Origin of the sequence: Streptomyces sp. HUAS ZL42 (genome assembly GCF_040782645.1) — a bacterium.
GTDB lineage: Bacteria > Actinomycetota > Actinomycetes > Streptomycetales > Streptomycetaceae > Streptomyces.
This window is the reverse complement of sequence record NZ_CP160403.1, coordinates 708224-729376: the sequence shown is the minus strand read 5'-3', so window position 1 is coordinate 729376 and position 21153 is coordinate 708224. Positions and strand designations below refer to the sequence as shown.

17 protein-coding genes and 2 pseudogenes are annotated in these 21153 nt (G+C 70.1%); 10 read left to right on the top strand and 9 right to left on the bottom strand.

What is annotated here, in order from left to right; translation table 11 throughout:
* Positions 1 to 1488 carry a sensor histidine kinase gene (locus ABZO29_RS03430; protein ID WP_367318619.1) on the bottom strand — a complete coding sequence of 496 codons (1488 nt, stop codon included), beginning with the start codon at positions 1486 to 1488 and terminating at the stop codon, positions 1 to 3.
* Entirely contained in the window at positions 1478 to 2173 is a 696-nt protein-coding gene (locus ABZO29_RS03425) for a response regulator transcription factor (protein ID WP_367318618.1), read from the bottom strand. The genes ABZO29_RS03430 and ABZO29_RS03425 overlap by 11 nt, the downstream gene beginning before the upstream one ends.
* Positions 2174 to 2345: 172 nt before the next feature.
* Between ABZO29_RS03425 and ABZO29_RS03420 the strand changes: the two genes are divergently transcribed.
* Positions 2346 to 3026 (top strand): DUF2202 domain-containing protein, encoded by a 681-nt coding sequence (locus tag ABZO29_RS03420; protein WP_367318617.1) that lies wholly within the window; start codon positions 2346 to 2348, stop codon positions 3024 to 3026.
* Between the two features lie 471 nt (positions 3027 to 3497).
* Here ABZO29_RS03420 and ABZO29_RS03415 read toward each other — a convergent pair.
* Positions 3498 to 3863: pseudogene (locus tag ABZO29_RS03415) on the bottom strand (acetyl-CoA C-acyltransferase); the annotation flags it as partial.
* Between ABZO29_RS03415 and ABZO29_RS03410 the strand changes: the two are divergent.
* Positions 3861 to 4188, top strand: a pseudogene (locus tag ABZO29_RS03410) (3-hydroxyacyl-CoA dehydrogenase family protein); the annotation flags it as partial. The pseudogenes ABZO29_RS03415 and ABZO29_RS03410 sit on opposite strands and share 3 nt — an antisense overlap.
* Positions 4189 to 4414: 226 nt before the next feature.
* Here ABZO29_RS03410 and ABZO29_RS03405 read toward each other — a convergent pair.
* The gene (locus ABZO29_RS03405; RefSeq protein WP_367318616.1) at positions 4415 to 6052 is read right to left on the bottom strand and encodes an ABC transporter permease subunit; all 1638 of its coding nucleotides are present in this window, start codon (positions 6050 to 6052) and stop codon (positions 4415 to 4417) included.
* Positions 6042 to 6956: an ABC transporter ATP-binding protein gene (locus tag ABZO29_RS03400; RefSeq protein ID WP_367318615.1), complete on the bottom strand. Its 915-nt coding sequence runs from the start codon at positions 6954 to 6956 to the stop codon at positions 6042 to 6044. Before ABZO29_RS03400 ends, ABZO29_RS03405 begins: the two co-directional genes overlap by 11 nt.
* 262 nt (positions 6957 to 7218) lie before the next feature.
* Here ABZO29_RS03400 and ABZO29_RS03395 point away from each other — a divergent pair, with 262 nt between their 5' ends.
* Positions 7219 to 7782 (top strand): dihydrofolate reductase family protein, encoded by a 564-nt coding sequence (locus ABZO29_RS03395; RefSeq protein WP_367318614.1) that lies wholly within the window; start codon positions 7219 to 7221, stop codon positions 7780 to 7782.
* A gap of 1305 nt (positions 7783 to 9087) precedes the next feature.
* Here ABZO29_RS03395 and ABZO29_RS03390 read toward each other — a convergent pair.
* A complete protein-coding gene (locus ABZO29_RS03390) occupies positions 9088 to 9834 on the bottom strand; it encodes a GntR family transcriptional regulator (RefSeq protein WP_367318613.1) in 747 nt (248 codons plus the stop codon).
* Between the two features lie 209 nt (positions 9835 to 10043).
* Here ABZO29_RS03390 and ABZO29_RS03385 point away from each other — a divergent pair, with 209 nt between their 5' ends.
* The 5 genes from ABZO29_RS03385 to ABZO29_RS03365 are packed head-to-tail and all read left to right on the top strand — an operon-like array spanning position 10044 to position 15483.
* The gene (locus ABZO29_RS03385; RefSeq protein ID WP_367318612.1) at positions 10044 to 11201 is read left to right on the top strand and encodes an ABC transporter substrate-binding protein; all 1158 of its coding nucleotides are present in this window, start codon (positions 10044 to 10046) and stop codon (positions 11199 to 11201) included.
* Complete coding sequence (locus tag ABZO29_RS03380; RefSeq protein ID WP_367318611.1) at positions 11198 to 12094, top strand: ABC transporter permease; 897 nt, start codon at positions 11198 to 11200, stop codon at positions 12092 to 12094. The genes ABZO29_RS03385 and ABZO29_RS03380 overlap by 4 nt, the downstream gene beginning before the upstream one ends.
* A complete protein-coding gene (locus ABZO29_RS03375) occupies positions 12082 to 12906 on the top strand; it encodes an ABC transporter permease (RefSeq protein WP_367318610.1) in 825 nt (274 codons plus the stop codon). Before ABZO29_RS03380 ends, ABZO29_RS03375 begins: the two co-directional genes overlap by 13 nt.
* 2 nt (positions 12907 to 12908) lie before the next feature.
* Positions 12909 to 13979, top strand: a complete 1071-nt coding sequence (locus tag ABZO29_RS03370; RefSeq protein WP_367318609.1) for an ABC transporter ATP-binding protein — start codon at positions 12909 to 12911, stop codon at positions 13977 to 13979.
* Between the two features lie 40 nt (positions 13980 to 14019).
* Positions 14020 to 15483: an HAD-IA family hydrolase gene (locus ABZO29_RS03365; RefSeq protein WP_367318608.1), complete on the top strand. Its 1464-nt coding sequence runs from the start codon at positions 14020 to 14022 to the stop codon at positions 15481 to 15483.
* A 665-nt stretch (positions 15484 to 16148) separates the two neighbouring features.
* Here the strand turns inward: ABZO29_RS03365 and ABZO29_RS03360 are convergent.
* From ABZO29_RS03360 to ABZO29_RS03350, 3 genes are all read right to left on the bottom strand, one after another.
* The gene (locus tag ABZO29_RS03360) at positions 16149 to 16355 is read right to left on the bottom strand and encodes a DUF2180 family protein (protein WP_367318607.1); all 207 of its coding nucleotides are present in this window, start codon (positions 16353 to 16355) and stop codon (positions 16149 to 16151) included.
* Between the two features lie 327 nt (positions 16356 to 16682).
* Entirely contained in the window at positions 16683 to 17717 is a 1035-nt protein-coding gene (locus tag ABZO29_RS03355; RefSeq protein ID WP_367318606.1) for a sulfotransferase, read from the bottom strand.
* A 526-nt stretch (positions 17718 to 18243) separates the two neighbouring features.
* Positions 18244 to 18858, bottom strand: a complete 615-nt coding sequence (locus ABZO29_RS03350; RefSeq protein WP_367318605.1) for a cysteine hydrolase — start codon at positions 18856 to 18858, stop codon at positions 18244 to 18246.
* Positions 18859 to 18970: 112 nt separating this feature from the next.
* On the opposite strand from ABZO29_RS03350, the gene ABZO29_RS03345 reads away from it, so the two are divergent.
* Both ABZO29_RS03345 and ABZO29_RS03340 read left to right on the top strand, forming a co-directional pair.
* Positions 18971 to 19672, top strand: a complete 702-nt coding sequence (locus ABZO29_RS03345) for a FadR/GntR family transcriptional regulator (RefSeq protein WP_367318604.1) — start codon at positions 18971 to 18973, stop codon at positions 19670 to 19672.
* Positions 19669 to 21039, top strand: coding sequence for an FAD-binding oxidoreductase (locus ABZO29_RS03340; RefSeq protein ID WP_367318603.1), 1371 nt, complete (start codon positions 19669 to 19671; stop codon positions 21037 to 21039). Before ABZO29_RS03345 ends, ABZO29_RS03340 begins: the two co-directional genes overlap by 4 nt.
* The last annotated feature ends 114 nt before the right edge of the window (positions 21040 to 21153 follow it).

Here is a 21153-nt window from a genome sequence, read left to right as displayed (position 1 = left end):
TCACGCGCCACGGGGGTTATTTGCCCTAGAGGCGGCTCGCGGCTCGGTAACGGAGCCGGGCCCGAGCCGTGATCCCTGTGGCACAGCCCTGGGCAGCCGGAGGGTCATCCGCGTCCCGCCGCCCGCTCCACAGTCCGCGGCGACCGTGCCGCCGTGGGCGGTGACCAGCTCCTTGACGACGGCGAGTCCGATGCCGCTGCCACCTCCGGATCGGGCTCGGGTGCCGCGCCACAAACGATCGAAGACGTACGGCAGCTCGTCGGCGGGGATGCCGGGGCCGGTGTCGGCCACCTCGATGAGCGCCTCGGCGGGCGTGGCGGACGTGGTCAGGGTGACGGTGTCGCCGGGACGGCAGTGGCGGGCGGTGTTGCTCAGCAGGTTGCCGAGGGCCTGGTGCAGCCGGTCGGCGTCGGCGCGGACCAGCAGGGGAGCGGGCCCCGGGACGGTGCGCACGGTCAGCCCCGCGGTGTGCAACTCGGCCTCCCTCTCGGCCACGGCGGCGACGGCCAGCGCGGTCAGGTCCACCTCGGCCAGGCGCAGGGACAAACGGGCCGACTCCGCTTCCGCCAGTTCCCCCAGGTCGTCGATGATGCGTCCCAGCCTCAGCGCCTGGTCGTGCAGGGAGCCCAGACGCTGAGCCGACGGGTCGGCGTAGCCGTCGCGCAGCTCCTCCAGCCCCGCCCGCAACGAGGCCAGGGGCGTGCGCAGTTCGTGGGCGACATCGGCGGCGAGCCGGTGGCGGGCCTGCTCGGCGTGGCTGACGTCGTCGGCCATGGCGTCGAAGGCGCGGGCGAGGTCGCCCAGTTCGCCGGGTGCATCGATGCCGGCCCGCGCGGTGCGGTCGCCGGCGGCCAGGGCACGGGCGGTCGCGGCGACCCGGACGATCGGAGCGGTCAGGCGCCGGGTGACGAACCAGCTCACGGCCAGCGCGAGGGCCAGCGCGCCGACAGCGGCTGCGGCCACCCACCCCCAGGCGACGGACCGGCCCGCCGACCCCGAGCCGGCCGAGAAGGCCAGATGCACAGAGCCCACGGTGCGGCTGTCCACCACCACGGGAGCGCTCGCACCGGGTCCCGAGGCGGCACCCTGCCCGCGATGTCCGCGACCCGAGTCGGACATGCCGTGCTCGTCCTCGGACCCCGAGCCGGAACCGCCGGACATCACCTCGTCGTCCGCGTCCCGCACCGTGAGCACCGCCCCGGCGCCGGTGGCGACGGAACGCGCCGCCGACAGGTCGGCCGCCGACCAGCCGCCCGCGGCCCGATAGGCCTCGGCGGCGGCCGTGGCCACCCGGGAGGCGGTCTGCTGACGGTCGGCCTGGCGGGCACTGCTGAGCCCGCGGTCGGCACCGACGAGCGCTGCAGCTGTCAGCAGGGCCACGGACGCCAAGGCCACCACGGCGAACGCGGCGAACAGTCGCCGACCGAGCGGGCCCAGCCCGCCGGACGGCCAAGCGCCGGAGCGCGGCGAACGGGGCTCACGGGTCACGGGACCACCCCAGCCGGTATCCCACGCCCAGCACGGTCACCACGAGGTCGGGGCCGGCGTCACGGAGTTTGTGCCGCAGGTTCTTCACATGGGAGTCGATCGTCCGCTCGTAGCCTGCGAACTCGTAGCCGCGCACCCGGTTGACCAGCTCGTAGCGCGAGTACACCCGTCCGGGCACCGACGCGAGCGTGGTCAGCAGCCCCCATTCGGTGGGTGTCAGCTCCAGTGGCGCCCCGTCCAGAGCCACCTCGTGACGGGCCTCGTCGATGCGCAGCCGTCCTTCGCCGTACGAGGCAATCGGAGCCGCCCCCGTGGCCGTGCCTCCCGCCCGCTGCAGCACCGCACCCACCCGCAGCACCACCTCGGTGGGACTGAACGGCTTGGTCACGTAGTCGTCGGCGCCCAGCCGCAGCCCATGGATACGGTCCTCGACGGTGGTGCGCGCGGTCAGCACCACCACCGGCACCCGTCCGCGCTCGCGGGCCTCGCGCAGCACCTCGTCACCGTCCACATCCGGCAGCCCGAGATCGAGCAGCGTCAAATCGACCCCACGCCCACCGAGCAGCCGCACGGCCTCGGCGCCCGAACCGGTCGTGAGCACCCCGTATCCGGCGCGCTCCAGGTAGCGGCGCAGCAGCTCGCGGATCTCCTTGTCGTCCTCGACGACGAGCACCGTGGCGGCCATGTCCCACACCTACGCGCCTTGCGACCGTCCCGGCGAGGGCCGAACAGCCCCAACCCGACCGTCGGTTGTCTCCATCTCGTCTCCACACGCACAGCACGGCGACTGCAGGCCCGGGAGCGACGGTGACGGTGCGGGAACGAAAGACGCTCCCGCACACCCGAGGAGGTTCGCCATGAAGCGCAACATCAAGATCGCTACCGCGGTCACCGCAGGTGCTCTCGCCATTGGCGGAGTGCTGGCCGTCGGCCCGGTGACCGCGGACACAGGCGGTGCCGCGTCCGGGGCCGGGCAGACCACGTCCCAGAGCATGCCGGCGAACGGACAGCACCAGGCGCGCCACCACGGCAACGACGTGGACGGCATCCGGCAGCACGACGGAACCTGCACCGGGACCGCCCTGGCCTCGCAAGGCACCCTGACGGCCGCTCAGAAGGCCACGCTGGCGAGCATGGCGGAGGAGGAGAAGCTCGCGCACGACCTCTACACCGCATTCGCCGAACGCCACGAGGTGCGGATCTTCGAACGGATCGCGGCAGCCGAGACCCAGCACCTGTCCGCCGTGCGCACCCTGCTGGACCGCTACGACGTCACCGACCCGACCGCCGGCAAGCCGGCCGGTGAGTTCACCGACCCGACCCTCCAAGCCACCTACGACCGGCTGCTGAAGCAGGGCGAGGACGGCCTGGACGCGGCCCTGAAGGCCGGGCGCACGGTCGAGACCGACGACATCGCCGCGCTGACCAAGGCACTGTCCGGACTCACGGCCCCGGACACGCGCCAGGTTTACGACGACCTGCTCGCCGCCTCGGAGAGGCACCTGGCGGCATTCGAACGCTGGAGCGTCGACGAATAGGGAAAGCGCCCGGTGTCCGGCTCGGGCGGTGTCATCCTGATGACACCGCCCGAGCCGCATTCTCGGCCTGCCGGAGGAATGTCCTCGTGTGGTTCCGGCACGTCCTCCGGGACCATCCGGCCGACCGAATCAGCGGCGTCCGGGGCCGTGTACGAGTTCGCGTGACGATCGCCACGGGCTGTCGGCTCTATTGAGGCTGCGGTGCCGCAGGCGGAGGGGGCGGTGGCGCTGAGCATCGCATCGACGGCGTACCTGTGGCCGTGCAGTCCGGCGTCGGCCATGCAGGGCAGCGGCCCGCCGTCAGGGCGGCGCAGGGCGAGGGAAACGACACCATCGGCGGCGTGAGTGCGGGCCGCCACGGCGAGGGTCGCCTCGTCCAGGGACAGGTGGTCGGTCATGGTGGTCAACCTGGTCTCGTACGGGATGGGAGAAGGGAAGGAATGTCAGGCCTGCGCGGGTACGTGCAGCGGCCAGGGCACCGCCCTGGCCGCCGCCCCCGCACAGGGCCGCCGCTCCCGTGCCGCCTCCGCGCCGCTGTACTTCCATGGCGAGGGTCAGCACCAGCCGGGTGCCGGTCATGCCGACCGGATGCCCCAGGGCGATGGTCCCGCCGTTGACGTTTACCTTGTCCAGCGGGATGTCGAGCTCCCGCTGGTAGGCCAGGGCCACCCCGGCGAACGCCTCGTTGATCTCGAACAGGTCCAGGTCGGCGACCTTGAGGCGACCGTCCCGGGCCAGCGCGTCACGGGCCGCCCCGGCCGGCTGGACGAGCAGCGAGGGGTCGGGGCCCGCGACCGTGCCGTAGGCGCCGATCTCCGCGAGCGGGGGCAGACCGAGTCCGGATCCGCCGTCGCGGAGGACATCGATCGCGGTATGGAACTCGGCTGCCCATCCCATGGGACCACTGCGCTTGCTCGACCTCATCGGCCTCGACACCGCTCAGGCCGTCGCGGAATCGATGTACGAGGAGGTCAAGATGTACGAGTAGGTCAAGATGTACGAGGAGGTCGAAGAGCCTCTCTACGTCCCGCCGACGCTGCTGCGCCGCATGGTTGTCGCGGGCCGTCCCGGCCGCAAGAGCGGTGGGGGTTCCACGACTACGCCGCTTGATGCCGAGAGCTTGCTGGTTCCAGGCGAAAGAGCCTTCACGTTTGCGGGTTGAGGGGCTGTGAATGCACGGACTCCTCACAACTTGGGCGAGTGCGCTTGACGATGACCTTGGAGAACGGCCTGCCGGTTTCCGGCTTCGAGGTTGAGCATGCCCGCTCATCGGCACCTTTGAAGGGCACCTGATCTGGGTGGCGCCCACGTGCTGACAACGCCCAACTCACCGCTCACCGCACGGACACGGCCCACGGCGTCGATCCACCTCATTGCGTTGGCCATGGCTATGCGGCGACCAGGTCGCGCCGGCTGAATGCGGCGAGTCCGGCTGCTGCGGCGATCACGCCCATCCCAGTGAGGGCGGCGATGGCGGTCCAGTTCAGGTCCGCGGCGGGGACGGGGCCGAGGTGAGTGAGTACGGCCGTGTCGAGCAGCCAGTGGTTGCTGGTGATGCTCGATCCGATGATCTCGATGAGGAACGACCACAGGACCAGGCCGTACAGAACGGGTACGGCGAGCCGCGGAACCAGCCCGTACAACAGGGCTCCCAGGCCGAGCACGAACAGCGCCGGAACAGCCGTGTTGAGACCGGCCTGCAGCATGTCGGAGAATCCGACCTCGCTGCGGCGGGCGGCCACACCGATCCAGCCCCCCACGGCGGTGGCGAGGCCGGCGCCGAGGACGAGGGCCGCGGCGAAGCCCACCCGTCCCGCAAGCCACGCCGTCCTGGTCAGGCGGCGGGCGAGGAGGTGGTCGAGATGGCCGTCGGCTTCCTCGCTGCGCAGCGCGGATATCTGGCCGGCCGCAGCGAAGGCCAGCAGGGCGGCGAGGTACAGGAACTCGTATCCGATCCACGCTGCCTCGGGGCTGCCGGGATGTGCACCGAGGCGGCCCAGGCTCTCCTCGATCGCGCCGACGGCGACGCCCCCGGACGCGGCGGACCGGGCGACCACGCCGAAGACCAGGGCGAGCGCCGCGAGCCCTGCTGTCCACGAGAGCGCGACCCAGCGTTCCAGGCGGACGACGAGGAAGCCGGCGCCGCCGAGAAAGCGGGTGCCGCCTCTCGGCGCCCGGGAGCGGACCATGACGGCCGCTCCGAGGTCGCGACGCCCGGCGAGGGCTGTCGCCGCTCCGGTGAACACGGCGGCGAGCAGGAGGACGGGCACGAGGGCGAGGGGTTGCGAGCCGGTGAGCGGGCGGAGGTTCTCGATCCAGCCGAGCGGGCTCGCCCAGCGCAGCCAGGACAGACCCGTACCGGAGTCGGCGATCATGCGGATCAGGTAGAACACGGCGAACGCGATGGCGCCGAGCCCGTTGGCCTGACGGCGCGTCGGCGCGAGTTGGCTGGCGAACGCGCCGATGGCGAGAAACAAGGCGGCGCTGGCGGTGGCAGCGGTCGTGTAGAAGAGCGACGCCGAGACGGAGAATCCGACGTTGCGGTCAGCCCCTGCGGCGGTGGTGAAGGCCGCCGTCAGTCCCCACAGCACCAGCCATCCGGCTGCCATCCCGGCCAGTGCCTGAGCCGTCGCGTGACGTCGTGTGGTGCGACCCGACAGGAGCAGCTCCCAGCGTCCGGCGTCCTCTTCCCGCCGGAGCAGCCGGGTGGCGGTGAGCAGCCCCCAGATGGCGCCGACGATGATCAGCAGGCCGAACACGCGCCAGGCCACGAACCCGCCGACGGTGTCCACATGCCGGGCCGGGCCGATGATCGCGGCCAAGCCGTTGTTGGCGCCGAGGGTGTGCGCGAACTTCTCGCGCGAGGCGGCGGTCGGGAAGTTCGTGTGCCAGCCGAGTGCCTCGTTGAGGATCAGCACGCCGAACAGGACGCCCCAGACGGCGGCCGATCGCATCGCACGTCTGCCGGTGATCACCGCTACGGTGCGCGCGGCTCGGTTGGCCGCGGCGTTGGTTTCAGGCCGCATGCGACTCACCGGCCCGGTTCGCGGGTTGCCGGCCGTAGTGGGCGAGGAAGAGCTCCTCGAGCGAGGGCTCGCGACTGAGCAGCTGGTGCACGCCGGACGCGGCGAGCACCCCGAGCAGCGGCTCGACCGAGCCGACCACCTGGCAGCGGACCCGATTGCCCTCCACCAGCACAGCGGTGACTCCCGGGATCTTCGAAAGGTCCGGAGGCGTGGTGTCGAAGGCGGCGTCGATCGACAACGCGGACAGGTGGCGCATCTGCGCCAGTGTCCCCACCTCGACCAGTTCGCCGGCGCGCAGGATCGCCACTCGGTCGCTCAGCGCCTCGACCTCGCTCAGGATGTGCGAGGAGAGAAAGACACTCTGCCCACGCCGGCGCGCTTCGCGGACACATTCGCGGAATGTCTCCTCCATCAGGGGATCCAGACCGCTGGTCGGCTCGTCGAGGATCAGCAGGTCGGCTCGCGAGCTGAGTGCGGCGATCAGCAGCACCTTCTGACGGTTGCCCTTCGAGTAGGCGCGCACGCGCTTCGAGGGATCGAGCCGGAACCGCTCGAGCAACTCCTTCCGGTACGGCTCGTCGACCCGTCCCTGGACCCGGCCGAGCAGGTGCAGCGTCTGTGTACCGGTCAGTCCCGGCCAGAGGTTCGCCTCGCCCGGCACGTAGGCCACGCGACGGTGCGCCTGCGCCGGGCGCGCCTGGGCGTCCACACCGAAGATCTCGGCCCGCCCGGCGTCGGCGCGGATCAGCCCGAGCAGACAGCGGATCGTGGTGGTCTTCCCGGCGCCGTTGGGCCCCAGGTAACCGAGGACCTCGCCCTCGGCGACCTCCAGATCCAGCGGCCGAAGCGCGACCGCCGAACCGAAGGACTTCCTCAGCCCCACCGTACGGATCGCCAGCGCCATGGCGGCCTCCCGACAACCGATGGATCCTGCGCGGGCTCCAGGCCGGCTGCGTACCGCTATGCGGACCCCGCCTGGTACTCCGAGAATCCAGCCTGGTAGTGCGGGGCACCGGTCAACAGGGCCGAAAGGCCCCGCACGCCCGACCGAGTGGCCCATAGCGGTCTCGTGCCGCGGCGGCCACTCCCAGTGGATCTCGCGTCGCGATGAGTCCTGCGGCGTCCGGCGGTCGTACTGTCGAACCCGTTACCGAGGAGGACTTCTGATGCACAGCGTGACGTATTCGATGGGCGTCTCACTGGACGGCTACATCGTCGGGCCGGACGGCGGCTTCGACTGGACGCCGCCCGACGAGGAGGTCTTTCGCTTCGCTACCGACGAGGTGCGAGAGGCCGGTGTCCACCTGTTGGGACGACGGCTGTACGAGTCGATGCTGTACTGGGAGACCGTCGACCGGAATCCATCGCTCGGCTTCTCAACGTCCGAGTTTGCCGCGGTCTGGAAGGCGCTCCCCAAGGTGGTGTTCTCCACCACGTTGTCGGCGGTGCAGGGCAATGCCCGCCTGGCCTCAGGCGGCCTGGCGGAGGAGATCGAGCGATTGCGAGCCGAGCCGGGTGACGGCAACATCGCGATCGGCGGTGCGACTCTCGCCGCCGAGGCGGCCGCGTTGGGTCTGATCGACGAGTACCGGGCCAGGGTCTACCCGGTGCTGGTCGGCGGCGGCATTCCGTTCTTCCCCCAGCACGAGCGCCGGGTGGATCTCGAACTCGTCGGGACCCACACCTTCAGCTCAAGAGTCGTCTACCTCCGCTACCGCGTGGCGCGTTAGCCGACTGGTCCCGCCGAACCCTGGGAAGAACGGGCCGCCAGTGATATTCCCTCAGCGAAATGACCTACGCGAAGCGGTGTGAACCACCGTCTGGCGAAGCCGAGTCGGACGGACCACACCCGACCGCAGACGCATGTAAAGCCCCTGGTAGGAGAGGTCTCACCACAAGACCGGCCCTTTAGCTTTGGGGCCCGGTCAAGTCGACCCCCGCATCAAGGGCGTCCGCTCCGTGAGGAGAGTACGTCGTTCATGGTCAGGGCCATGGCCCGGATCCTAACTCTGGCGGTGCTCGACGGCCGTTGCATTCGGCCCTGCGCTGCCCGGCCGTGCCGCAACGCGTCTTTCGACGGCTTGCGCTCCGCCCCCGTTCGAAGGGAACTCCTCTGCACTGCTCCAGGAAGGGCAGGGGGAGGGGGGTGCTGGAGCTGGCAGAGGGCCGGGCCCATGTGCGGAAGCCGCCGTCGGCGGTGTGCCGTCGACGGTCGAGGTGGTCCTGGACCGCCTCGCCGACCGCTGTGGCGATGGGCTTGTGGTGGTCGAGGGGTCCGTGACCGGGGCCGATGCTGCCGCATGCGGATGGTGCCGCGGCCTCGGCCTCGGCGACGACCGCCATCGCTGCCGCGTCGTCGACGGGGCAGCAGCGGAACGCGAGCGTCCGCAGGATCGGCGGATGGCGGGGCCGGAGCGGAACACCCGCATGCTTGCTGCAGGAACGCCCTGAGTTGGTGAATCGCCTTCTGTGGTCACTTCATGCCTGCCGGCGGCGGAACTGCCGACATGTGCCTGCGCGGGTTGCTCAGCGACGCCCCGGTGTGGCTGATGCCCGGTCAGAACGTGCAGGTCGGGGCCGCCTGGCCGAAGCTGGGGATCTTTGCGGGGACTTCAACCTCGCCCGGCGGACGCTGCAACGGCTGCTGCAGGGGGCGGGTCTGGTCGACACCACCGCGGAGACGGCGCCGGCCTTCACCTTCGAGCGGGTCTTCTCCGGCAAGCCAGTCGCTTCCGCTGCGACTTCGCCCTGCTCAGCGAGCCCTTGACAGCGACGACCACCATCACCCCGGACGCAACGGTGCGGACCGGCCCACGGCGTTCAACCGACCACTCGGCGCGGCTGATCGACCAGCCCGTCACCGGCCAGGCGGCCGAGCCGGACGACGTGGTCGTCGCGCTGAGCGAGCTCACCGGCAGGGCTCCGCCGACCCGGTCCAGGGGGGGTATCAGCCCCACAAAACCTACTGCCGCTCGGCGGGCCTGGAGGCCGAAGGCTTCGACCCGGTGTCGACCTCTACTGCCGGAATTGACGAACTACCGGAAATCTGCTGTTTTGCGTGCCAGTGCGTTGTTTCCTATCGAGTTGTGCACACTGAAGCTCACGGCGTCGGAGCGGTAGCGGTCGTCGGACCATTCCACCGGACGTCCTTCGCGTGTCGTCGTCACCCGGCGGACCCGCAGCAGGGGGCTGGTACGGCGGATGCCCAGGAGCTCGGCGTCCTGGGCGCCGGCCGCCACCGCGTCGATGACGTGCTCGCCGTAGGCGAAGACCACGCCCGTGTCGTCGTAGAGGCGTTGAGTGACGGAGGGGCAGTCGGGCTCGATCGCCTCGACGGCGGGGGAGATCCAGTCGGCGTAGACGGTTCGCTCCAGCAGGACCGGCTCGCCGTCCAGTCCCCGCACCCGTAGGACGTGCAACACAGGTGTCTCCTCGGCCAGTTGGAGGCGTATCGCGTCCTCCTTGGTTGCCGGGCGGTACTCCTGCGCGACCACGTGTCCCGTCGCCTTCCGTCCCATGGCGTGCGCCCACTGGGCGAAGCTGCGCAACTCGGTGAAGCTCTGGCTGCGGCGACTGGCCAGCACTACGCGGCGTGCGCCCTGCCGGGAGCCGATGAGCCCTTCGGCGGTGAGTGATGCGACGGCCTGGCGGACCGTGCCGCGTGAGACGCCGTACTGGGTGGCGAGTTCCGTCTCCGCGGGCAGTCGGCTGCCGACGGTGTACTCCTCGCGGTCGATCGCCCGTCGCAGTTCGTCGGCGATCTCCTCGTGTCGCGCCGCCATGCTTCCCCTCTGAGTCGACAGTTGTGCACAGCGTGAGCAGCCTAGTCGAAGTGCGGAAGCGGTGGCAGCTTCCGTGATTGTGCAGGGAAACCCGGGCCAGTATTTCGTCGTTGTTTACTGACACGACACGTGAGGCGGCCTTACTGTGGGCCAACTTGTTCAAACAAGTCGCCTCATCGCCAGTCTCTGTGCGTCCCCCTGGAGCAGCCGTGACCGTGTCCCTGCCGAGAACTGCCGTCCTCAGTGGCCCCCTCGCCGTCCTCGCCGCGCTCGCCCTGAGCGCCTGCGGCGCCGCCCCCGACAACTCCTCGACCACTGCCGATGGCAAGAGCGCCGCCACCGCCACCTCCGCCGCCGACTTCGGCGGTATGGACGCGCTGGTGAAGGCCGCGAAGAAGGAGGGCACGCTGCACGCCATCGCGCTGCCCCGCGACTGGGCCAACTACGGCGCCCTGATCGACGGCTTCCAGAAGAAGTACGGCATCAAGGTCGAGGTCGAGAGCCCGGACGGCTCCAGCCAGGACGAGATCAACGCCGTCACCTCCCGCAAGGGCCAGGACCGCGCTCCCGACGTGCTGGACCTGGGCAGCTCCTTCGCGCTGAGCGCCGCCCAGCAGGGGCTGCTCGCGCCGTACAAGGTGCAGGGCTTCGCCGACATCCCCGAGACGCAGAAGGACGCGCAGGCCCGCTGGTACAACGACTACGGCGGTTACGTGTCCATCGGCTGCGACGCCAAGCGGGTCAAGACCTGCCCCACCACCTTCGCCGATCTGCTCAAGCCGAAGTACAAGGGCCAGGTCGCCCTCAACGGCAATCCCACCAAGTCAGGTTCGGCGTACGCCGGCGTGTATGCGGCCGCCCTCGCGAACGGTGGCTCGTTCGACGACATCCAGCCCGGCCTCGACTTCTTCGCGAAGCTGAAGAAGAACGGCAACTACACGCCCGTGGAGGCGACTCCGGCCACCGTCGAGAAGGGCGAGACGCCGATCACCATCGACTGGGACTACCTCAACGCCGGGTACGCCGAGGAGTTCAAGTCCAAGGGTGTGGACTGGAAGGTGTCGGTGCCCAGCGACGGCTTGTTCTCCCAGTACTACTCGCAGGCCATCAACAAGGACGCCCCTCACCCGGCGGCCGCCCGCCTGTGGCAGGAGTACCTCTACAGTGCCGAAGGGCAGAACCTGTGGCTCAAGGGCTTCGCCCGCCCGGCCCTGATGACGGCCATGGAAAAGGCCGGCACGCTCGACAAGACCGCCGCGGCGATGCTGCCGAAGGTCTCCGGCACGCCGTCCTTCCCGACCGAGACACAGCAGAGCAAGGCCAAGGAAGCCCTCGCGCAGGGCTGGGGCAAGGCTGTATCCGGATGACAGCCACCCTCACGCAGGTCGACGCGGCGCCCCTCGCTTCGGTGAAGCGGCGGCGCCGCGTCTCCGGCCGGCTGGCCGTCATTCCGCTGCTCGCTTTCACGACGATCGCCTTCGGGCTGCCGGCCCTCGCCATGCTGAATGGTGCCTTCACCGTCAAGGACCAGGTCACGGGTGCCACTTCCTACACTGCGGACAACCTGACCACCTCGCTGCGCGGCGCCTATCTGACCGCGCTGCTCGGCAGCGTGAAACTGTCCGCCGTGTCCGCCGGCATCGCCGCCGCGTGCGGGCTGCCGCTTGCCCAGGCCGTTGTGACCTCACGCTTTCGCGCGCTGCGCGAGGCAGTACTCACCGCGTCCGGGGTGCTTGCCAACTTCGGCGGTGTCCCGCTGGCCTTCGCCTTCGTGGCCACGCTGGGCAACTCCGGCGTGTTGACCCGGCACCTTGGCCTGACCGACAAGGGCTGGGACCTGTACAGCTTCTGGGGCCTGGTGATCGTCTACCTGTACTTCCTGATCCCGCTGATGGTCCTCACCATCACCCCCGCCCTGGAGGGGCTGCGCGTGCAGTGGCGTGAGGCTGCCCGCAACAACGGTGCCACCATCCTTCAGTACTGGCTGCACGTGGCCCTGCCGGTCCTCGCGCCCTCGCTGCTCGGCGGACTCGTGTTGCTCTTCGGCAGCGCCTTCGCCGCGTACGCCACGGCCGCGGCCATGGTGGGCAGTTCGGTGCCGCTGGTCACCCTGCAGATCGCCGACGCCATCTCCGGCAATGTGCTGGTCGGCCAGGAGAACGTGGCGCTCGCCCTCAGCCTCGACATGGTGCTGATCGCCGGCCTGGTCATGGCCGTGTACCTGCCCCTGCAACGACGGAGTGCCCGATGGCTCGCCTGAACCTGTGGCGCTGGGCGGTCCTGGCCTGCGCAGCGCTGTACTTCCTGGTGCCGCTCGCCGCGTCGGTGATCTTCACGATCGATGTGCCGAACCGGGGTGTCACGTTCGACGCCTACACGCAGATCGTCGGCACCGACGGCTTCGTCTCGAGCCTGCTGCTCTCCCTGGAACTGGCCGCCGTCACCATCGCCGTCGTCCTGCTGCTGATGGTGCCCGCCACGGTCGCACTGCGGCTCGGCGCACCGAAGCTGCGGCCCGTCGTCGAGGTGGTCTGCTCGCTGCCGCTGGTCGTCCCGCCGATCGCGTTCGTCGCCGGGATCGGCACCGTGCTGAAGTGGGGCCCCGAGTACCTCTCGCGCACTCCGCTGTTCCAGACGTTCGTGGCGATCCAGAACCCGAGCTTCCCGGTCGTGCTCGTCCTGGCGTACGTCGTGATGGCGCTGCCGTTCGTCTACCGCGCCCTGGATGCCGGGCTGCGCGCCATCGACGTACGCACCCTCGTCGAGGCCGCCCGCAGCTGTGGCGCGAACTGGCCCCAGGCACTGGTGCGGGCCGTGCTGCCGAATCTGCGCGGAGCGCTGCTCAATGCCTCCTTCCTCACCCTGGCGCTGGTGCTCGGCGAGTTCACCGTCGCCCAGCTGCTCGGCTTCCAGCCGTTCGCCGTGTGGATCGTGAACGTCAGCGGCTCCCAGGCCCAGCTCTCTGTCGCCGTCTCCGTGCTCAGCCTGCTGGTCACCTGGGCACTGCTCCTCACGCTCGCCGTCGTCGGCGGACGATCCCGCACCACCCCCACCGCTGCCTCCCAGGAATAACCATGACCGTCACCACACTGAAGAAGGCCGCCGCACAGAAGGCTGCCACTGTGGAATTCCGGGGCCTGCGCCGCGAGTTCGGGCCGACCGTCGCGCTGGACGGACTCGACCTGAGCGTGCAGCCGGGCGAACTGCTCGCCTTGCTCGGCCCCTCCGGCTGCGGCAAGACCACCGCTTTGCGCATGCTCGCCGGGTTCGAACACCCCGACGCCGGTGAGGTGCTGGTCGACGGCCGGGACGTCACCCACGTCCCCGCCCACCGCCGAGACGCCGGGATGGTGTTTCAGTCCTACAGTCTCTTCCCGCACCTCAGCGCCCTCGACAACGTCGCCTTCGGGCTGCGCATGCGCAAAGTTCGTACATCCGAACGACGCTCCCGCGCCGCCGAGTTGCTCGACCTGGTGGGACTCGGCGACAAGGGTGTGCGTTTCCCGCACCAGCTCTCCGGTGGCCAGCAGCAGCGCGTCGCGCTGGCCCGCGCGCTCGCCCTGCGTCCGCGGGTGCTGCTGCTCGACGAGCCGCTGTCGGCACTGGACGCCAAGGTGCGCCTGACTCTGCGCGAGGAGATCCGTCGACTGCAGCAGGAACTCGGCATCACCACCCTGTTCGTGACACACGACCAGGAAGAGGCCCTCTCCATGGCCGACCGGGTCGCCGTCATGCGCGCCGGTCGGCTCGAACAGTGCGCGGCCCCGCCCGAGCTGTACGGACGGCCCGCCACCGCCTTCGTCGCCGAGTTCGTCGGCACCATGAGCCGGATACCGGGACGGCTGGAGGGCACGACGGTCGCGGTGCTCGGGCAGCGGCTGCCGGTCGACGGCACGGCATCCGCGTCGGGGGAGGTGGACGTGCTGGTGCGGCCCGAAGCGGTCCGTGTGGCGGCGGACGAGCGCGGCGACGCCCGCGTGGTCGCCACGGCCTTCCTCGGCGCGTCCACCCGCCTCACGGTGCGGCTCGCGGACGGCACCGAAGTCAAGGCTGACGTGTCCGCGCACGAGGCCGCCACGCTGGGCGCCGGGACCGGCGTACGGGTGTCGCTGCCGGAGCGGCCGGTGCTGGTGGCCGAACGCTGAACCTCATCGCACAAGAAGCCCCCACAGGAAAGAGAGATCCGTGACTCGACTCCCGCTCCAGGCCGTCCTGTTCGACATGGACGGCACGCTCGTCGACACCGAGCGGCTGTGGTGGGAGGCGGTGCAGAAGGTCGCCGGGCGCGCCCTGACCGAGGCGGACCAGCCGGAGGTGCTCGGCCGACCGGTCGAGTACACCGCCGCCTGGCTGGGCGCGGCCACGGGCCGACCGACCGCGGACATCGCCGCCGTACTGCACCGGGAGTTCACCGACGGTGTGCGCACCGGCATCGTGCCCCGCCCCGGTGCGCTCGACCTCCTCGACGCCCTCACCGCCGCCGGCGTCCCCATCGCCCTGGTCACCGCTTCCTCCCGGACGGTCGCCGACACCGTGCTGACGGCCCTCGGCGCCCACCGCTTCACCGTCTCCGTGACCGCCGATGACACCGAGCACACCAAGCCCGCCCCGGACCCCTACCTCGCCGCCTGCCGCGCCCTCGGTGCCGACCCCTCCCACTGCGTGGCCGTCGAGGACACCCAGACCGGCGTCAGCTCCGCCGAGGCCGCCGGGTGTGCGGTGCTCGTGGTGCCGTCCCTGGCGCCGATCGCCTCGGCGCCCGGGCGGACGGTGGTGGACAGCCTCGAAGGGGTCGATCCAGAGCGGTTGCGCGCTATGCTGCCCCGCGAGCTTCGCGTGCTGAGCTGGAACCTCTGGCACGGTGGGACGAAGGTCGACGACCACCGTGCCAAGCAGCTCAAGGTCGTCCTGGACACCGGGGCCGACATCGTGGGCCTGCAGGAAACCGGCGGCACCGCGGCCCTGGAACTCGCCGAGGCACTCGGCTGGCACCACCACCAGGCGGGCGCAAACCTCGGCATCATCAGCCGCCACCCGATCACCGCCCGCCTCGGCGACCCGGATGTCGGCTTCTACGGCGCGGCCGGGGCCCGCATCCGCATCGACGGTTCCCACGAGGTCGACGTCTGGACCGCCCACCTCCATTACACGCCGTATGGACCCTACGAAGCCGCCTTCGACAAGCTCCCGGCGGCGAAACTGATCGCCCATGAAGAGGTCCGGCTTGCACAGATGCGGGACACCCTGCGATGGATCGCGCAGTCGGCGGACATCACCACGCCCGTGATTCTCACCGGGGACTTCAACACCCCCTCCCACCTGGACCGGCCGGAGGTGGAGTGGCCGGTGACGAAGGCCGCAGAGGCGGCCGGCCTGCGCGACTCCTACCGTGAGGCCCACCCGGACCCGGTCCGGGCCCCCGGCCACACCTGGTCTCCCATTCACACCGAGCACGAGGACGGCAGTGGCCGCCCCGAACCCCAGGACCGCATCGACTACGTTCTCCACAACGGCCAGGGCCTGCAGGTCCTCGACTCCCGCACCGTCGTCACCGGCACCCCACATGTCTGGCCCGACGTCACCGGCAACGACTGGCCGTCGGACCATGCCGCGGTACTCACCACCTTCGCCCTGCACGGCGTGGAGTGAATGGCCTCGTCCGTGATCATGCCTCGGCGCGGGAACTGCGGAGATGGCGGGGCCCGGCACAGCTCGGACCACCGCAGTCGCGATGCGCCGCACCCCGCCCGGAGGCCGCCTGTACGGCCACCGTGCTTCCAGGACCGCGTCGAGCCGGTCACGCCGGTGGCGTCAGGCAGTCGCGCGCTGCTCACGGCGCACGGTCAGGTATGGGCCCGTGGCGCCGACGGCCAGCAGGGCGGGCGCGACCATGCCCACCGGAAGGGTGGGGAACCGGGAGGCGTCGGCGGTCGCGGCGGTGTTCTCCGTCGCCGGTCCCGGGGTGATGCGGGTGGCGACCGGTGCTGCACATGCCGGATCGGTCCCACGGACTTGAGGGAGCCGTCCGCGTTCAGCAGCACCTGCTTGTTGTTGGGGTGGCGGAAGGCGAACATGCCTGCAGCGGGTGATGGACGCTCAAGGGCGGCCGCACCCTCGCCAAGGTGGACCGGGCCTTCCCCATCGTCTCGGGTCTGCTCGGCCTGCGGATTCCGGGACGGCCGCAAGCCCCCGCACGTCAGGGAGTGGACGTGGGGCGAGCGCGCCACCGGGCACAACCGCGACCACAACGCAAGCCCCATCAGGCCCAGGAGGCCTTCAAACGACCTCACACACAATCACTGCGTTCGGATGAGTCAGAATGACTGCTCCGCCGCACGACACACCGGGCAGGTCAGCTGCCGGGCCGGCTGGTCGTGAATCACCTTGCCGGGGTTGGCGGACTCGCGTACTTGAATCGCCTCCGTGCGCACGTGCTCGACGCAGACAGCGGCGCCACACAGCCGGCACACGGCTACCGCTTGCGAGATACGCCCCGACTGGAGGCATTCATAGCAGTTCATTGCACAGGCCTCTCAGCGAAGGGATGTGCAGGTCGGTGAAGCGGCGCAGACGCCGCTGCGCCAAGGGCGTCCACCAGCTTGTGGAGCGCCGACTGGTCGTTGACGCCGCCGCCGCGGACCAGGCCGTGTTCGGGGGGCATCGACCATCGGTTGCGTGGTCATGGGCTTGCTCCCCTCCGGCGTGACACTTGCCGTATCGGCCCTGCGCGCTCACCGCGTACCGCGCTTGCGGACTTTAATGCGCCGGGTACAAGCATCAAGGTCAGGACGGACGCCCTCCCCGTCAGGCCGCGACCTTGCCACAAGGCCGTGCGTTCCGAGAGATTGTCACCGGCTCGGTCGGCCCTGCAAGAGGAGGGTGCCTGGGGCGCAGCTCTCCCTCAGCTCCTCGAGTTCAGCGGCCGGCAGCCTCCGGGCGGAGCCACGTCTGCTGTGGTCGAGTAGTGCCGACCCGGTGAGCAGCCACTGCGGGAGGGGGCGGACGCCGACGAACTCGGCCAGGCGGGTCAGCTCTTCGGCGGGATGGTCGAGGAGGTCTTCGTAGGCAAGTGTGGTGCGCTGGTCCGCGGGCAGTCGGCTGAGGAACGCTGCGCCCTCGGTGACGAGTTCGGACCAGAGGCTGCCGAACGTCCGCAGAGGGACGTACCGGTCACGCACGAGCGCGGCGTCGAAGCGCTCGGCGAGCAGCGGTGACAGGTCGCCTGGCAGCGAGCGCACGTGCTCGTCGGTCAGGTCGGCGAGACTGTTGACGCCGGCTCGTGCCTTGATCTCGCGCAGCAGGGCGATCGTGCGGTACCCGGGATGACGGCTCATGGACAGGGCGCAGTCCGGCCCTTCCCTGAACATGTGCACGAACCTGGCGTCCGGGAACGCGGCCCGTAGCCCTGGTGCCCAGCCCGTCGAGTAACCGGAGCGTTCCACGACGGCGGTCCGTCCGTACCGCGCGCAGAGCAGACCGAACAGCGCTCGATGGTGCTCGGCGGCAGTGCGCTCGGGCCACCGGACCACCGCTGCGCCGAGCTCGTCGAGAAGCCCGTCCGGGTCGTCGGTGAGGTGAGGCAGCACCATCAAAGAGAGAGCCGGAACACCGGTGGTCTCCGTCGCATACCTCCCAGGGCGGCGTGTGTAGAGGAACTCCGGCAGCGGCAGCCCGCTACGGATCATCCGCTCGAAGTGCGGGGCGGGCCGGAAGAGCAGCTGCCAGAACTCTTCACCGGTCACCTTCCCCGCGGGGAAGGCGACGTCGCCCACGGAGGCCATGAACTCGTTGAGGCTCAGTACTTCCGGGTGGGCGTTGAGGATGCGTGACAGCGCAGTCGAGCCGCTGCGCCCCGTACCGATGACGAAGGTCAAGGAACGCACAGTCACCCTCCGCAGCTTCGCCCGACACACAAGACCAAGTCCCAGCTATCGCAGCACTATCCAATACCGCAACGTCCCCAAACGGGCTCTTGCACACGCTCCGTGGAGCAGAGTCCTTCCGAAGGATCTGCGAGATCACACGCAGCGCATCAGGCCGGTGGTTCGGGTCAGCACAGACGTGCAGGGGCATCTGGCGCCGTGGGTTCCGGCGTCTGCCACCCGGCCAGCAGGACGAGTTGTCCGGCGCTTGCGCGGATCGCCTCGCGCATGTAGCGGTGGACGGTGGCTATGGCCACCTCGAAGCCGGCTGGGAATGCCGTTGATCACCCTGCGGTGACTCTTGTCCCGCCTCGTCTCGCATACCAGGAACGTTGGTCGGACAGCGCCTGGAGCGTGAGCGCCGATGGGTCTTACGCCGTTCGCTCCGGGCGATGTCGACTGTCTGTGCGTCAGGGCCGCCGACGGTGCGGCGGCGGTACCGGGGAGCCTGCTGGCTGGCGGCCGCCGGGGCGAGGCGACGCGTGGGCTACAGGGCGGCGATGACGTCGGCCGAGGTCATCGGCAGGGAGAACATCGGGAAGTCGTAGGAGATGGCGTTGTCGTGCTCCTCCTGCGACGTGGCGGCGACGCAGTCGGTCAGAGTGATCACGCGGAAACCGTGCTCGTAACCGGTGCGCATGGTCGACTCCACGCAGCAGTTGGTGAGGAAGCCGCCGAGGATGATCGTGTCGATGCCCTTGCTGCGCAGGATGAAATCGAGGTTGGTGCTGGCGAAGGTGTCGAGCCCGCGCTTGCCCTCGATGACGATGTCCCCGTTCGCCGGCGTGAGCTCGTCGACGATGGAGGCGCCCCACGTGCCTTTTACGAACGCCTTCCCGTCGACGACGCCTTTGAGGATGCCGTACGGGTGTCGGGTCAGCTCGCCGTAGCCTTCGGCGAACGTGATCGGCGCGTGCATGATCGCCACGCCGGCCCGCCGGGCCGCGTCGACCATGGCGACGGTGTTGGCGAGCATGCCGGTGCGCTGCATGACGTCGGCGACCGCTCCGTGCAGCACGCCGCCGTCGCTGGTGAACTCGTTCTGGTACTCGATGAGCACGATCGCGGTCTTGGCCGGGTCGAGCTTGAGCTGGTCGGTCATGGCGACACCTGATTTCCGCATCTTTGAGGGAGGGGCGTCTGTGGCCTGAGGCACAGCGAGCAGCACCTTAACAGCTTGTCTGACAAGCAGCCAAGGGGCTAGCGTGGGCGGCATGACGATCTCGCCGGTATCGCGGATGCCCCTGAGCCTCGAAGTGGCCCAGCGCCTGCGCATGGCCATCCTCGACGGCACGTTCGCCGCCAACGCCGAGCTGCCCACGGAAACCGAACTCGCCCAGTCCTTCGGTGTCGGGCGGTCCACCATCCGTGAGGCGCTCCGGGTGTTGCAGGCGCACGGTCTGATAAGCGGCGCGGACAGCGTGTCCACTGCGCGTCCGCGCGTCACTCACGAGCGCACGGCGGGTGCGGCGGGCCTTGCGCTGAGCACCGCTTTGCAGGTCGGCGCGATCCCGCTGGCCGACCTGGTGGCGCTGCGCACGCTGCTGGAGGCGGAGACGATGCGGCAGACCACCTCCGTACCGGAGGCGGCTCGGTCCTGCCTGGCGACCATGGCGGCAGCGGTGGAGAACACCGACATCCGCACCTTCCACGCCGCTGACGTGGACTTCCACGTACAACTCGCCTACGCCAGCGGCAATCAGGCGCTGGGATTCGTCATCGGCGTGCTGCGCGACTGCATCGCCGGCTATCTGCTGGACGCGCTCGCCGCGGTGGCCGATCGAGGAACGGTGCTCGCGCGTCTGCTGGCCGAACACCAGGCGATCGTCGACGCCCTGGACGCGGGCGAGAACGACCGCGCCGCCGAGCTGGTCGTGGCGCACGTCCGCGGTTTCTACGAGCCGGAGACGCCGTGACCGAGGGTGTTGCGGACGTCGCCGCCGCCCTCGCCGCAGCGCTGCCGGGCCGGGTGGTCACCGATCGGGACGCGATGCAGGCCTACCGCCGTGACCAGTGCCTGTTGGCTCCCGCTGGGCACCCGGCGGCGGTGGTCCGTGCCCGCTCGACCGATGACGTGATCACCACGCTGCGCACAGCCGGTGAGCAGCACGCCCCGGTGGTGACCCGGGGGGCCGGCACCGGGTTGGCCGGCGCGGCCAACGCGATCGACGGCTGCGTCGTCCTCTCGCTCACCGCGATGGACCGGATCCTCGCCGTGGACGTGCCCGGCCGGACGGCGACCGTCGAGCCGGGCGTGCTCACGGGCGATCTCGACGCCCGCGCCCGCGAGCACGGCCTGTGGTATCCGCCGGACCCGGGCAGCAAGGCCATCTCCACCGTCGGCGGCAATCTGGCGACCAACGCAGGCGGCATGTGCTGTGCCAAGTACGGGGTCACCGGCGACCATGTCGCCGCGCTGACGGCCGTACTCGCCGATGGCCGCGTGATCCGTACCGGTCCGGCGACCCGCAAGAACGTCACCGGCCTCGACCTCACCCGGCTCCTGGTCGGCTCCGAAGGCACCCTGGCGGTGATCGTGGAGGCCACCGTGCGACTGCGACCGTTCCCGGCGGCCATCGCGACTGCGGTGGCCGCGTTCCCGACGCCGCAGCACGCAGTCGACACCGTGCTGCAGATCGCGGCCGTCGCCGACCCGGCGGCGGTGGAGCTCATGGACCGCACCTGTATTCACGCCGTCAACAGCATGACGCGGATGGGTTTGGACGAGTCGGCCGGAGCGCTCCTTGTCGTCCAGTGCGACGGGCCGTCCGCCGATCAGGAGGCAGCAACCTGCGCCAGGCTGGCCGAGGCAGGCGGCGCCACCGAGGTGCTGCACACCGCCGACCCGGCGGAAGGCGAGATGTTCATGCAGGCCAGACGCGCGGTGTACCCGGCGTTGGAGAGGCTGGGCACCACGCTGCTCGACGACGTCGGTGTCGCGGTCCGTGACCTGCCCCGATTGCTTGCCGCGATCGAGCAAGCCGCCGCCGACCACGGCGTGCTCGTCGGCACCTTCGGCCACGCCGCCGACGGCAACCTGCATCCGACCGTCGTCTACGACGCCACCGACCGTGACGGTGCCGTCCGTGCCGGCGCCGCTTTCGACGACATCGTGGCCGCCGCGCTCGCGCTCGGCGGCACGATCACCGGCGAGCACGGTGTGGGCTCGCTCAAGACACGCTACCTTGATGCACAACTCGGTCCCACCGAGCGGGAGTTGATGACCGGCATCAAGGCCGTCTTCAACCCCAGGGGCATCCTCAACCCGGGTCGCGCGTATTAGATCCCGGAGCAACATGCGTGGCCGCAGGGCGGCGGAACAGCGAAATACCCTGATTGAGAGTGTGGCCGAAGGCTCCTGCAACGTCGGGCTCGGAGCCGCCACGGACGCCTGCGT

Coding starts and splice junctions, on each gene's coding strand:
- ABZO29_RS03425 (WP_367318618.1), bottom strand. CDS start 2,173: ATGGCCGCCACGGTGCTCGTCGTCGAGGACGACAAGGAGATCCGCGAG.
- ABZO29_RS03370 (WP_367318609.1), top strand. CDS start 12,909: ATGACCGTCACCACACTGAAGAAGGCCGCCGCACAGAAGGCTGCCACT.
- ABZO29_RS03360 (WP_367318607.1), bottom strand. CDS start 16,355: ATGAACTGCTATGAATGCCTCCAGTCGGGGCGTATCTCGCAAGCGGTA.
- ABZO29_RS03375 (WP_367318610.1), top strand. CDS start 12,082: ATGGCTCGCCTGAACCTGTGGCGCTGGGCGGTCCTGGCCTGCGCAGCG.
- ABZO29_RS03405 (WP_367318616.1), bottom strand. CDS start 6,052: ATGCGGCCTGAAACCAACGCCGCGGCCAACCGAGCCGCGCGCACCGTA.
- ABZO29_RS03380 (WP_367318611.1), top strand. CDS start 11,198: ATGACAGCCACCCTCACGCAGGTCGACGCGGCGCCCCTCGCTTCGGTG.
- ABZO29_RS03390 (WP_367318613.1), bottom strand. CDS start 9,834: ATGGCGGCGCGACACGAGGAGATCGCCGACGAACTGCGACGGGCGATC.
- ABZO29_RS03420 (WP_367318617.1), top strand. CDS start 2,346: ATGAAGCGCAACATCAAGATCGCTACCGCGGTCACCGCAGGTGCTCTC.
- ABZO29_RS03350 (WP_367318605.1), bottom strand. CDS start 18,858: ATGACCGACCAGCTCAAGCTCGACCCGGCCAAGACCGCGATCGTGCTC.
- ABZO29_RS03345 (WP_367318604.1), top strand. CDS start 18,971: ATGACGATCTCGCCGGTATCGCGGATGCCCCTGAGCCTCGAAGTGGCC.
- ABZO29_RS03395 (WP_367318614.1), top strand. CDS start 7,219: ATGCACAGCGTGACGTATTCGATGGGCGTCTCACTGGACGGCTACATC.
- ABZO29_RS03400 (WP_367318615.1), bottom strand. CDS start 6,956: ATGGCGCTGGCGATCCGTACGGTGGGGCTGAGGAAGTCCTTCGGTTCG.